This is a genomic window from Pseudoalteromonas sp. RW-H-Ap-1 (assembly GCF_048318575.1).
GTDB lineage: Bacteria > Pseudomonadota > Gammaproteobacteria > Enterobacterales > Alteromonadaceae > Pseudoalteromonas.
Genome location: NZ_CP166996.1, coordinates 2577699 through 2590370, shown reverse-complemented (window position 1 = coordinate 2590370; position 12672 = coordinate 2577699). Strand labels below are relative to the sequence as shown.

The 12672-nt window shown below is 41.5% G+C and carries 11 protein-coding genes and 1 pseudogene; 8 read left to right on the top strand and 4 right to left on the bottom strand.

Annotated features, from left to right (window positions below; genetic code table 11):
• The first annotated feature begins 98 nt into the window (after window positions 1–98).
• Complete coding sequence (locus AB8618_RS12435) at window positions 99–380, top strand: ECs_2282 family putative zinc-binding protein (protein WP_409423773.1); 282 nt, start codon at window positions 99–101, stop codon at window positions 378–380.
• Window positions 377–853 (top strand): hypothetical protein, encoded by a 477-nt coding sequence (locus tag AB8618_RS12430; RefSeq protein ID WP_409423772.1) that lies wholly within the window; start codon window positions 377–379, stop codon window positions 851–853. Before AB8618_RS12435 ends, AB8618_RS12430 begins: the two co-directional genes overlap by 4 nt.
• Window positions 854–1359: 506 nt before the next feature.
• On the opposite strand, the gene AB8618_RS12425 is transcribed toward AB8618_RS12430, so the two are convergent.
• A complete protein-coding gene (locus AB8618_RS12425; protein ID WP_413400702.1) occupies window positions 1360–2316 on the bottom strand; it encodes a methylenetetrahydrofolate reductase in 957 nt (318 codons plus the stop codon).
• A gap of 233 nt (window positions 2317–2549) precedes the next feature.
• On the opposite strand from AB8618_RS12425, the gene AB8618_RS12420 reads away from it, so the two are divergent.
• Entirely contained in the window at window positions 2550–5432 is a 2883-nt protein-coding gene (locus tag AB8618_RS12420) for a M16 family metallopeptidase (RefSeq protein ID WP_413400700.1), read from the top strand.
• A gap of 63 nt (window positions 5433–5495) precedes the next feature.
• Here the strand turns inward: AB8618_RS12420 and AB8618_RS12415 are convergent, their stop codons facing one another.
• The gene (locus AB8618_RS12415; RefSeq protein WP_075169747.1) at window positions 5496–5810 is read right to left on the bottom strand and encodes a helix-turn-helix transcriptional regulator; all 315 of its coding nucleotides are present in this window, start codon (window positions 5808–5810) and stop codon (window positions 5496–5498) included.
• A gap of 1 nt (window position 5811) precedes the next feature.
• Window positions 5812–6219, bottom strand: coding sequence for a hypothetical protein (locus AB8618_RS12410; protein ID WP_413400699.1), 408 nt, complete (start codon window positions 6217–6219; stop codon window positions 5812–5814).
• A gap of 327 nt (window positions 6220–6546) precedes the next feature.
• Between AB8618_RS12410 and cysE the strand changes: the two genes are divergently transcribed.
• Genes cysE through AB8618_RS12395 form a run of 3 tightly spaced genes read left to right on the top strand, consistent with a single transcriptional unit; the run spans window position 6547 to window position 8025 of the window.
• Window positions 6547–7365, top strand: a complete 819-nt coding sequence (gene cysE / locus AB8618_RS12405; protein WP_008110273.1) for a serine O-acetyltransferase — start codon at window positions 6547–6549, stop codon at window positions 7363–7365.
• 17 nt (window positions 7366–7382) lie between these two features.
• Window positions 7383–7661, top strand: a complete 279-nt coding sequence (locus tag AB8618_RS12400; RefSeq protein ID WP_409423766.1) for a hypothetical protein — start codon at window positions 7383–7385, stop codon at window positions 7659–7661.
• A complete protein-coding gene (locus tag AB8618_RS12395) occupies window positions 7639–8025 on the top strand; it encodes a hypothetical protein (protein ID WP_409423765.1) in 387 nt (128 codons plus the stop codon). Before AB8618_RS12400 ends, AB8618_RS12395 begins: the two co-directional genes overlap by 23 nt.
• A gap of 15 nt (window positions 8026–8040) precedes the next feature.
• On the opposite strand, the pseudogene xseA reads toward AB8618_RS12395, so the two are convergent.
• Window positions 8041–9374 (bottom strand): annotated as a pseudogene (gene xseA / locus AB8618_RS12390) (exodeoxyribonuclease VII large subunit).
• Between the two features lie 134 nt (window positions 9375–9508).
• On the opposite strand from xseA, the gene guaB reads away from it, so the two are divergent.
• Both guaB and guaA read left to right on the top strand, forming a co-directional pair.
• Complete coding sequence (guaB, locus tag AB8618_RS12385; RefSeq protein ID WP_008110278.1) at window positions 9509–10978, top strand: IMP dehydrogenase; 1470 nt, start codon at window positions 9509–9511, stop codon at window positions 10976–10978.
• A 105-nt stretch (window positions 10979–11083) separates the two neighbouring features.
• The gene (gene guaA / locus AB8618_RS12380; RefSeq protein WP_413400694.1) at window positions 11084–12661 is read left to right on the top strand and encodes a glutamine-hydrolyzing GMP synthase; all 1578 of its coding nucleotides are present in this window, start codon (window positions 11084–11086) and stop codon (window positions 12659–12661) included.
• Window positions 12662–12672 lie beyond the last annotated feature (11 nt).

Here is a 12672-nt window from a genome sequence, read left to right as displayed (position 1 = left end):
AACAGTGGGTTAAATTTCGCTTCGCTCCACATTATAACCCATATTTTTTTGTCCGCTTAACGCGGCGTTACGTGCCCCTTACATGATGGAGAGATAGGATGAATCCTGAAAAATACGATAGAAGTGTAAGCTTGCTTTGCCCTACATGCGGCTGTTCAGACTTTTCTTATGAAGATGGGTCTGATGAGACAATACAAATTATGACTTGCGCGTCATGTGAGCGAGAGTTTAATAAAGACGAGTTAATCCAAGAAAATAGCGAAAATATTGAAGAGCATCTTTCAGAGATGAAGGAAGAGGTAGTTAAAGACGTTGCTGAAGAACTTCGTAAGTCTCTGAAGAAAGCATTTTCTGGTAGCAAAAATATAAGGTTCAAATGATGCCGGTAACTATTGACGCGGGCGATGTGATAGCCGGGTTAGCATTTCTGTTATCTGGCTACGCAACTTGGCAAACAGTTAGTTTTAACAAAAAGCAAAAATCTCTCGTCGAAAGCCAAGAAAAACTAAACAACCTTCTTTTAGAAAAAGAAAATGAAGGTGCGGTTAAAGAGAAAAGTGCGGATCTCGGAGCATCATTTATTAAGCTGGGAAGTAGTAAATATAGGCTCAAGATTTGGAATAAAGGTTCTGCCACAGCCAGAAATGTCAGAATTGAATTTCCCGAAGGAAATGATGTGGTTATTGATTCGGAAGTCTCTGATAAATTTCCGATGGAAAGCCTTGAAAGACATCAGTCCGTTGAGCTTATTGCAGCTGTTCATATGCAAACGAAACGAAAGCACGTTGTTCGGCTAATTTGGGAAGATGATGCAGAAGCCCACAATGAAAAGCTGTCTTACCCCACGCTATAAACACGTAACAAGTCGCTCAAGCAAGGACGCAGCCAAGCTGCGGTTATCCATGTCCGCAATTGCCACTCAGCCGATAGTCGGTATAGAGTGGTTTAACTTACAGTGTAAAGCAGTTATATATCGCTAACGTGGCAAATTAGATTGTTTCTGGTAAATTCATCATTTTTGTCGGATGGCGTGGCTCCGCCACTTATCCGACCTACGTCAAAATGTAGGTTGGTTAAGCCGAAGGCGCCACCCAACAGGCTTTCAAATTCACTTTTTATCCGCTCATGGCACAAATGCGACTGTTAGATTTGATAAAGTCCTATAGTTCAAATCTGACAGAGCAAGTTAGTCCTTATTAAAATAAACGAAGCTAACTACTTGAACCGGCTTATTTTATGTCGCTTATCATTCTGCCCGAACCCCGAACCCCGAACCCCGAACCCCGAACCCCGAACCCCGAACCCCGAACCCCGAACCCCGAACCCCGAACCCCGAACCCCGAACCCCGAACCCCGCAATTAAGCTATCAGTTTCTCCGCAAGGTTGAGTTCCATTGTTGCTTTTAATAAACGGTATAAGTTAATTGATGCGTCTATTTCTTCTTTACGATTGGTTAAGCTTTCAATATTTAAACCCAGTGGTACACCTAAGTGGGCACAGCTTTTTAAAATTGAGTCGAGGTTTTCGCGACAAATACGCACCGATTCGCTTAGTGTATTTTCCGAATCAAGCATGCGCCATTTAGTTGCCTCTGGCACTGAGATGCCTAGCCACTGCATAAACTCCAAGGTTTTTTCACCACCACAAGGCGTAAAGGTCAATATAATCCGATTAGGTGTCAGGCCTTGTGCTTTGCATGTGCGCGCATAACTGGTTATTAAATCTATGGTTGCTTGTGCGTTGTACACGGCTTGAGAGATAAAAAACTGGCATCCTTGTGCTGTTTTTTCTATTAAGCGTTGGTGCTCGTTGCGCTTATTGGCATGGCGCTCAGCAATAGTGACGCCACCTAAAAAGAAGTCTTCTGACTGCTCTGCCAGAGTTTTGTAGGCATTCGGTAAGCTCAGCTTTATATCACCTGCTGATGAAGGACTACCCACTAACACTACATTTTTTAAATCGTAGTCATTTTTAGTTTCATCTAACCACGCTTTAAACTCACTCACACCGCGCTGAGCTACACTTTTATAAGTAATGACATCAAGATCAGATAAGCCTCGTAAGAGTTGACTGTACTCGCGCGGATCAACTGTTTGCTTAAATGCAAATGGACGCGCTTGCTCTGTACGGCTGCTTTCATCTTGAATGTCATAAATAATCACACCGTCATATTCAATTTCGTGTAAACGGCCTAATAACTTTTCGGCAATGACTTTTAATTGCGCTTTATCAGTCCCAATTTTTGGCGGTGTTGTGCCAATTAGGTAAACACCTTGGTTGGTATCTTCTATTTTTTCTTGAAGTGATAAAGCCATAATCCTCATTCCAGCTTAATTTGTGATGATGGATTTAATATAGCAGCCATTTAGACGTCTAGATAGATTTATTTGTTGAAAGTTTCTCAACTAACGTGAATTATTTTCATAGTTAATAACTGACACAGTTGTTTACATAATTAATAGGCTTAGGGCTCTTATATTTAATTACTTTACGGCATACTTAGTTTGGTAAATGTTTTAAAAATTGCTCAATTTAAAAAGGGATAACAATGAAATTTAAATTATTGGCAACTAGCCTAGCGGTATCGCTGGCCTTAACAGGTTGTGCTATGCCGCAAAGTCAAAACACGCAAACAGCAGCTCAACAAGAACAAGTTAATAAAGCAGATGAGCGTGTTTTTTCACAGGATTACCTAATAGAAGAGCTAGATAACGGCTTGCGCGTTATGGTAGTTAAAACCGATTACCCAGATGTAGTATCGCTACAAATACCGGTGTCTGTTGGCTCGCGTAATGAAGTGGAAGCAGGTAAAACTGGTTTTGCTCACTTTTTTGAACACATGATGTTTAAAGGCTCTGAAAAGTTTCCGCAAGATGTGTATTCAGATATTCTAAAAAATTCAGGGGTTGATAACCGCGCCTACACAACTAACGATTACACTAACTACCACTTAAATTTTTCAAAACAGCATCTTGATAAAGTACTTGAGATTGAAGCTGATATTTTTCAAAACTTAAGCTACACCGAAGAACAATTTAGAACCGAAGCGCTAACGGTTAAAGGCGAGTATTTAAAAAATAATGCCAGTCCAATTCGTAAATTATTAAGTGCGGTACGCCAAGAAGCGTTCGATAAACATACCTATAAACACACTACTATGGGCTTTTTTGAAGACATTGAAGCTATGCCAGATCAAATGGCCTACGGTAAAGAGTTTTTTGATAAGTTTTATAAGCCTGAATATGTATCGCTTGTGATTGTTGGTGATGTTGATCCAAAAGAGACCATGGCGATGGTTAAAAAACACTGGGGTAATTGGCAAAAAGGCGACTATGTTGCTGATATTCCAAAAGAGCCAACTCAGCAAGCGCCAAAATATGTGCATGAGCAAAACGAAGGATTACCTGGCCATTGGTTACTTGTGTCGTATAAAGGGGCTGCATGGGAGCCTCAGAAAAAAGACAGAGCCGCATTAGATTTACTGTCGCAGCTTTATTTTTCGAGCAGTTCAGATATTTACCAAGAGCTGGTAGTAGAAAAGCAAATAGCGAGTCAAATGTTTACCTATAACCCTGAAACTAAAGATCCAGGGTTACTGCATGTATTTGTAAAAGTTGAAAATGCCGATGATTTAGCCACAGTGCGTGATGCTATAAACCGTACGTATGCCAAAGCCCGTACCGAGTTGGTTGATAGCCAAAAACTCAGCGATTTAAAGTCTAACCTTAAATACAGCTTTATTAATGGCCTTGATTCATCGCAAGCAATTGCCTCTACACTTGCCAGCTATATGCATTTTGAGCGCGATCCTGAGGTGATTAATCAGCTGTATAAATCAGCAGACAATATCACTAGCGAAGATATTAGAGCCGTTGCCAATAAGTATTTTGTTGATAATGCGCGCACCACAATTACTATGTCGGCACTTGATAAAGCCCCTGGTTTTGAGCAAAAAAGCGACTTAAATGCCTTGGTAGCTAAGTATCAGCAAGTACCGAGTAAGCCTATCTTTAAGGTGCTTGATAAAACTAATAGCTCGCCGTTAATCGATATTAACTTATTATTTAATACCGGTGCCGCTGCCGATCCGCAAGGTAAAAAAGGGGTGGCAGCACTGACTGCCGCAATGCTGGCGCAAGGTGGCTCAACCTCAATGAGTTACAAAGATATTAAAAAGGCAATGTATCCGCTGGCGGGTAACTTTGGTTATCAAATAGATAAAGAAATGCTGTCGTTCCAAGGGCGTATTCATAAAGATAATGCAGCTCAGTGGTATGCCTTAGTGAGTGAGCAGCTATTAAGCCCAGGCTTTAGAGAAGATGACTTTAAACGTCTGAAAAAAGAAATGATCGATGGCATTAAATCGGGTTTAAAAGCTTCTAATGATGAAGAGTTGGGTAAAGAAGTGCTCTACAGTGTGCTTTATAAAGGCCACCCTTATGAAAGCTATAACTACGGTGATTTATCTGATTTAGAAGCGCTGACTCTTGATGATGTTAAAGCGTTTTATAATGCTGAGCTTACACAAGCTAAACTTACTGTGGGTTTAATTGGTGCTGTGCCTGAAAAACTCAAAACACAAATGTTAGCTGACTTAGCGACACTCCCTAAAGGCGAACAAAGCCGCTTAACAATCCCTGATGCGCCAGAGCTTAAAGGTCATCATGCAACGATTGTTGAAAAGTCAGCGCAATCAACGGCTGTATCGTTTGGTTTTCCTATTGATACCATTCGTAGCAGCGACGACTGGACCGCATTGTGGTTAGCGCGCTCGTACTTTGGTGAACATCGTAGTTCTAACAGTTACTTGTACGAACGTATTCGTCAAACGCGTGGTATGAATTACGGTGATTACGCCTACATTGAATACTTTCCTAGAGGTATGTTTCAAACTAAACCGGATGCAAACTTAGGGCGCTCTGAGCAAATATTCCAAGTGTGGCTGCGTCCACTGCGCTCAAACAACGATGCGCATTTTGCTACCCGTACCGCATTATTTGAGCTAGATAAACTAATTAAAAATGGCATGACTGAGGCTGATTTTGAAGCCACGCGTAACTTTTTAATTAACTTTGTGCCACAAATGGTTGCTAGTCAAAATCGCCAGTTAGGTTATGCGCTAGATAGCGAGTTTTATAACACCGATAGTTTTGTAAACTATGTAACAAACAAGCTTAAAACATTGACTGTTGACGATATAAATCGAGTGATAAAAGACAACCTACAAACTGAGAATATTCACTATGTGTTTGTTACCGGTGATGGTGAAGATATGCAAAAACGTTTAGCAACTATGCAAACCTCGCCTATGGTGTACAACACCGATAAGCCTGCCGAGTTAGTGGCTGAAGATAAGGTAATTGCTAATTATAAATTAGCAATTCCTGCAAAAAATATTGAAGTAGTAAAGGTGGATAAAGTATTTCAATAATTTAAGTTCTTAAATATAAAAAATGCCCCTGTGTCGTAAGCATTGGGGCATTTTTATATTTTATTAGTTACTAACTAATAGTACTGAGGCTGCACCAAGAGCAAAACTAATAACAGAGCTAATAACTAAACCAGCAATAAAACTTTTAGATGGGCTGTTATTGGCATCATTTTGGTTGTTTTCATCAAGCTTAATAAGCTCACCTTGGCGTACTTCAAATACCGCACATAAGGCCATGGTGGTTTCTTTTGAGGCTGCACCTTCTTTTTCTACCCGTTGAATAGTTCGTAAGCTTACATCGCAGGCATCGGCAAGCTGTTGTTGTGTCCAATCGAATGTGTGCCTAAGCGACTTTACCGTTGTAGGGTTTAATTGCATGTTAAAGTTTCCCTACAAATAGTTCCATTACTGCTGCAGTGGTATAGCCAAATACTGCACCACCTAACGCGCAGCCTAGAATAAAAAAAGCCGCTTTTTTAGGATCGCTAGGAAGGCTACTTTGAACTTGCTTGGCAAGCACTTCTTGATCTTTATATAGGGTGCATTCAAGTCGTCCTGTCAGTATGTTGAGCATGTCAAATTTCACTTGGTACTGCGAGTTTTCAAAATCAAATTTGTGTGAGCTTTTTATATTAACACTGCGTCTGCTGCTAACTAAGTCATCGTTAATATAGACTTCTTCTTTACCTGTAAAGTAGCTTCCAAAACAGACTATTTGGTTATCGCCATCTTGAAAGTAAAATTTATAGCCTAATTTTTTTGTATTTAATATGTCGTTTTTCATCATCGTTATCCTTGTTGAGTTGATGATGCTAATTTAGCGTTTATTATTATTTTTTACGCCGTCAGCAGTACGCCAGTGGCTATTTTGGCACATGACACACGTGCTGCCATATATTGTTATTTATTGATTTTTATTAACTTATTTTATTTTTGCACAAATGGTCAAACCTTCCTAGCTGTCATATAGTATGGCTTTGAAAAAGTAATATAAGCCTGAAATTTAACTAGTTATATCTAATAACTAGAACAAATAACAAAGGGATTAACACCTAGGCGGCTAAATCCGTTAGAATTAGTGGTAGGCTCTTTGTACTAATCTTAAGGCATTATTATGCGTCATGAAATTTGGCAACAGCTTCGCAGTGAAGCAAATGAAGTAGTAACTCGTGAACCCCTTTTAGCGAGCCATGTGTATTCGTGTATTTTAAATCATGAGTGCTTAGGGTCGGCATTGAGTTTTATTGTTGCTAATAAACTAGCTGACGCTGTGGTTTCTGCTTTTACAATCCGTGAGCTGTTTGACCAAGCCTTTGTAAAGTGTGACCGGATGCTGACGTATGTTGCTCATGATATTAAAGCGGTAAAAGACCGTGACCCTGCGGCAGAAACCTACCTTACCGTGATTTTAAACTTAAAAGGGTTTCATGCGATACAAGCACACCGTTTAGCAAACTGCTTATGGCAACAAAACCGTAAAGAGCTGGCTCGCTTTATTCAAAGCCGTACTTCAGAGGTGTTTGGGGTTGATATTCACCCTGCCTGTAAAGTCGGGCAAGGCATCATGTTTGACCATGCTACCGGTATTGTAATTGGCGAAACCGCCGTGATTGAAGATAATGTATCGATATTACAATCGGTTACATTAGGTGGTACGGGTAACGAACAAGGCGATCGCCATCCTAAAATTAGAGCGGGCGTACTTATTGGTGCGGGTGCTAAAGTATTGGGTAATATTGAAGTAGGCGAGGGCGCACGAATTGGCGCAGGTTCAGTGGTATTAAGCCCTGTCCCGCCTCACACTACTGCTGTTGGCGTGCCTGCAAAAATTATTGGTCGTCCCGATTGTGAGTGTCCGGCAGAAAGTATGAATCAAAACTTTTTAGAGTATCCCGAGCCAGAAAACGAATCGCACACCAGTGCAATGCTTTAACTTTTGAGTACCTAGAAATGATATATAAAAGTAACCTTATGGCCATGCTGCTCTGTTTTTCTTCAGGTGTGGCGTTGGCAAGTGGTTACTTTTTGTTTTTTAAAGATTCCACACGCGTTTTCTCAGCGCCTAAACAACCAGTAATCTCTTCGCCTAGCACTCAAGTCAATAATCAAGCAACTACTTTGCAAGACCTAGTGCAGGTGAATAAAGCCCAAGTGACTGATCAACAAACTCAGCTGGCACAACATGTGGTTGAGCTTAATCAGCGGCTTGAAAAAATCAATCCAGCTTAAGCAGTCTCAACAACAGCTAAAGTTAAATCAATCAGAAAGTGTAGAGCTTGATGATGAGCTCGCAATACAGTTTGAACAAGAGGCTGATAATATCGACTGGAGTTACGAGCTTGAAGTCGCGTTAACTGACTTTTTAATTATTAATGAGTTTGCAGATAGCGCTGAGCTTACAGCGCTGCAGTGTAAGCAAACAATTTGCAAGTTTGAGCTTACCATAAACCAAAATGCCGTTAATTATGGGGCTAAATTATGGCGCGAGCTTAACGATAAGCTTCATCTTGAACCTTGGTGGCAGCAATTTAAACTCAGCGCATCTCAATCTAACGATGCCCGTATTGAGTTTACTGTTAGTACGCAAGGCTAGCGCTTAGCAATATGGCTAAGCTTCTACCTTTGAAATAAACTGGCCATCTACTAACTCAGTGATCAACACATCACCCACTTTTACATCTTCCACTGACTTAATCACTTTATTTTGCGCTGTTTTAGTAATGCTGTAACCGCGCGCTAATACATTAAGGGGGCTGACCGAATCTAGTCGACTTGCTTGTAAGGCAAGATTGTTATTTGCCTGTTGTAGCTGATGCCGCATCGCTTGGTGTAACCTTGCATGGAGCTGGGCTAACTGATGGTTTGCATTTGCTAGCTTTTTATCTGGCGATTGACGCATTAGTCTGGGTGTTAAATTAGCTAACACGCGTTCTTGTTGATATAAACGCTGATGCATTGCTTGTTGCAGTGCAATACTCAGCTCATCTAAGCGTTGTGATTTTTGGTTTAGTTGATTGCGCGGGTGGCATAAATTTAAACGGTGCTGTAGCTGAGTTGCCAGTGCGCGTTTATCGGCAATGTCGTGTTTAAATGCATTTGCTAAACGGCTAATTAATTGGTTAACTCTATTGTGCAGTTCTTGCGTATTGGGGCTTACTAGCTCTGCGGCCGCCGAGGGCGTTGCAGCGCGCACATCAGCGACATAATCGCTAATCGTGGTGTCTATTTCATGGCCAACAGCGCTCACAATGGGTAGTTCGCTTTGATAAATAGCGCGAGCAAGTTGCTCATGATTAAAGCACCATAAATCTTCTAATGAACCACCACCGCGCCCAATAATAATCACATCTACTTCGTTACGACGATTTGCCAGCTCTATTTGATTTATTAAATGGCCATGCGCTTCTTTGCCTTGCACCATAGCCGGATAAATAACCACTTCTAATTGCGGCGCACGACGCTTTAAAACAGTTAAAATATCTTTAATTGCGGCGCCTGTAGGTGAGGTGATCACCCCTATGCGATTTATGTTTTGGGGTAGGGGGTTTTATAAGCAGAGCTAAATAAGCCTTCTGCAGCCAAACGCATTTTTAGCGCGTCAAACTCTTGCTTAAGTTGCCCTTCGCCGGCAGGCTCCATATGTTCAACAATAAGCTGGTAGTCACCACGGGGCTCGTATAAAGATACACGAGCTTTAACGGTTACTTGCGCGCCGTTAATTGGTCGGTAGCTTTGGTTGCGATTATTGCCACGCCACATGGCGGCTTTAATTTGCGCTTTATCGTCTTTTAACGAAAAATACCAATGCCCAGAAGCAGGCGCAATAAAGTTAGAAATTTCACCGGTGAGCACTAAAGACGCAAAACCTTGTTCAAGTAAGGCACGTATTTCACGATTAAGGCGAGATACGGTATAAACCGTTTGCGAGGGCTTAGAAAACATAAAAACTACCAAAAAACATTTATAAATCTAGCTTATCATAAATAAATACAAAATATTATTTACTAGTGCCTGCAACGCTGTTAAAATTTGGCCGCAATTCCTTATCTTAGATCCACATGTGAGAAGTTGCCAAAATGCTTAGAATCGCTAAAGAAGCTCTTACCTTTGATGACGTACTTTTAGTACCTGGTCATTCTACTGTTTTGCCACACACGGCAAATATTTCAACTCGCTTAACGCGTGGTATCAAACTTAACTTGCCGCTCATTTCAGCATCTATGGATACTGTTACAGAAGCTCGTTTAGCTATTGCCCTCGCGCAGGAAGGTGGTCTTGGTTTTATCCATAAAAACATGACCATTGCAGAACAAGCGAAAAATGTTCGTAAAGTTAAAACCTATGAAGCAGGTATTGTTTCATACCCTGTTACAGTTACTGCCGATCTGACTATTGCAGATGCCGTTGAGTTGTCTCAGGAAAAGGGATTCTCAGGTTTTCCGGTCACCGATAGCGAAAATAACCTTGTAGGTATTGTAACTAGCCGTGATATGCGCTTTGAAACTAAGCTTGAACAGCCGGTTTCAACAGTGATGACGAAAAAAGAAAACCTAGTAACGGTTAAAGAGGGAACGGCTCGCGAAGATATCTTGAGCTTAATGCACGAACACCGCATTGAGAAGATTCTTGTGGTTGATGATGCGTTTAAACTTAAAGGCATGATCACCGTAAAAGATTACCAAAAAGCACAAGACAAACCAGATGCATGTAAAGACGAGCAAGGCCGTTTACGTGTAGGTGCTGCGGTAGGCGTTGGCGCAGGCACTGATGAGCGTATTGCTGCATTAGTTGAAGCCGGTGTTGATGTACTACTAATCGATACTTCTCATGGTCACTCACAAGGTGTTATTGACCGTGTTGCAGCGACTCGTCAAGCTTACCCTGATTTACAAATTGTTGCGGGTAACGTGGCAACTGCCGAAGGTGCTATTGCCCTTGCAGATGCCGGTGTTGATGCTGTTAAAGTGGGTATCGGCCCAGGTTCTATTTGTACTACACGTATTGTTACTGGTTGTGGTGTACCACAAATAACAGCTATTTCAGATGCGGTTGAAGGCCTTAAAGGTCGCGATATTCCAGTGATTGCCGATGGCGGTATTCGTTTTTCTGGTGATATTGTAAAAGCATTGGTTGCGGGTGCATCGTGTGTAATGGTTGGCTCTATGCTCGCGGGTACTGAAGAAGCACCAGGTGAAGTTGAACTTTATCAAGGTCGCTACTACAAGTCTTACCGTGGTATGGGCAGCCTAGGTGCGATGGATCAAAAAGAAGGTTCATCAGATCGCTACTTCCAAAAATCAAACCAAGCTGACAAGTTAGTACCTGAAGGTATTGAAGGTCGTGTTGCTTATAAAGGGCCAATTGCGACAATTATTCACCAACAAGTGGGTGGTCTTCGCAGTGCAATGGGCTTAACCGGTTGTGCCACAATCGAAGAGTTAAACACTAAACCACAGTTTGTACGTGTAACTTCTGCTGGTATGGGTGAGTCGCATGTTCATGATGTGCAAATCACTAAAGAAGCACCGAACTACCGTTTAGGCTAATCAGCCTTTAACAACTTGAAATAAGTGGGCTAACCTTTGTTAGCCCTAATATAGTCACACAGCTTAAGCTGGTGGCGTTTAGCACCTGACTTTACGAGATACTTCATGAGCAAAGACATTCACGATTCACGAATCCTCATTTTAGATTTTGGTTCACAATACACGCAGTTAATCGCCCGTCGCGTGCGCGAAATTGGTGTTTATTGTGAGCTTTGGGCTTGGGATGTAACCGAAGAGCAAATTCGCGAGTTTAACCCACAAGGTATTATCCTTTCTGGTGGCCCAGAATCAACTACGCTTGAAAACAGCCCGCGTGCTCCTGAGTATGTATTTAATGCAGGCGTTCCAGTATTGGGTATTTGTTACGGTATGCAAACTATGGCAACGCAGCTTGGCGGCCGTGTACATAGCTCAGATAAAAAAGAATTTGGTTACGCACAAGTTGAAAAAGTGGGTAACTGTGCATTATTTGATGCCATTGAAGATCATATTACTGATGGCGGCAATGGTGTACTAGATGTGTGGATGAGCCATGGTGATAAAGTAATGGAAATTCCAGATACTTTTAATACCACAGCTAAAACATCTACTTGTCCACATGCGGCAATGTCTAACGAAGAAAAACGCTTTTACGGTGTACAATTTCACCCAGAAGTAACACACACACATCAAGGTCAACGCTTATTAGAGCGCTTTGCAATTGATATTTGTGGTTGTGAAAAGTTATGGACGCCGGCAAAAATCATTGATGACGCCATTGAGCGTATCAAAGAAACCGTTGGCGACGACGAAGTTATTTTAGGCTTATCAGGCGGTGTAGATTCATCGGTTGTAGCTATGCTTATTCACCGTGCTATTGGTGAGCGACTAACCTGTGTATTTGTTGATAACGGGCTACTTCGTTTAAACGAAGGCCAGCAAGTTATGGATATGTTTGGCAATAAGTTTGGCTTAAACATTGTTAAAGTAGATGCCGAAGATCAATTTTTAAATGACTTAGCAGGTAAATCAGACCCAGAAGATAAGCGTAAAGCCATTGGTCATACGTTTATTAACGTATTTGATGAGCAAGCTAAAAAGCTTAAAAACGCAAAATGGTTAGGTCAAGGTACAATTTACCCTGACGTAATCGAATCAGCGGCCTCAGCGACTGGTAAAGCGCACGTAATTAAATCGCACCATAATGTGGGCGGCCTACCAGATGACATGAAAATGGGCTTAGTAGAGCCATTACGTGAGTTATTTAAGGATGAAGTACGTAAAATTGGTTTAGAGCTAGGTTTACCGTATGACATGCTTTACCGTCACCCATTCCCAGGGCCTGGTTTAGGTGTGCGTGTACTTGGCGAAATCAAAAAAGAGTACTGTGATTTACTTCGCCGCGCTGATGCTATTTTCATTGAAGAGCTTCACAAAGCAGAGCTTTACCATAAAGTAAGTCAAGCGTTTACTGTATTCTTACCGGTTAAGTCGGTAGGGGTTATGGGTGATGCACGTAAGTACGATTGGGTTGTTTCACTTCGTTGTGTAGAAACCATCGACTTTATGACTGCGCGTTGGTCACATTTACCGTATGAGTTCTTAGGTGTGGTTTCAAACCGTATCATTAATGAAATCGACGGTATTTCTCGTGTTGTTTACGATATTTCAGGTAAACCACCTGCCACAATCGAATGGGAATAATCCTCCCATTG

Bases quoted from the DNA above. Each gene is read 5' to 3' on its own strand.
- AB8618_RS12435 (WP_409423773.1), top strand. From the start codon at position 99: ATGAATCCTGAAAAATACGATAGAAGTGTAAGCTTGCTTTGCCCTACA.
- AB8618_RS12430 (WP_409423772.1), top strand. From the start codon at position 377: ATGATGCCGGTAACTATTGACGCGGGCGATGTGATAGCCGGGTTAGCA.
- AB8618_RS12425 (WP_413400702.1), bottom strand. From the start codon at position 2,316: ATGGCTTTATCACTTCAAGAAAAAATAGAAGATACCAACCAAGGTGTT.
- AB8618_RS12420 (WP_413400700.1), top strand. From the start codon at position 2,550: ATGAAATTTAAATTATTGGCAACTAGCCTAGCGGTATCGCTGGCCTTA.
- AB8618_RS12415 (WP_075169747.1), bottom strand. From the start codon at position 5,810: ATGCAATTAAACCCTACAACGGTAAAGTCGCTTAGGCACACATTCGAT.
- AB8618_RS12410 (WP_413400699.1), bottom strand. From the start codon at position 6,219: ATGATGAAAAACGACATATTAAATACAAAAAAATTAGGCTATAAATTT.
- cysE (WP_008110273.1), top strand. From the start codon at position 6,547: ATGCGTCATGAAATTTGGCAACAGCTTCGCAGTGAAGCAAATGAAGTA.
- AB8618_RS12400 (WP_409423766.1), top strand. From the start codon at position 7,383: ATGATATATAAAAGTAACCTTATGGCCATGCTGCTCTGTTTTTCTTCA.
- guaB (WP_008110278.1), top strand. From the start codon at position 9,509: ATGCTTAGAATCGCTAAAGAAGCTCTTACCTTTGATGACGTACTTTTA.
- guaA (WP_413400694.1), top strand. From the start codon at position 11,084: ATGAGCAAAGACATTCACGATTCACGAATCCTCATTTTAGATTTTGGT.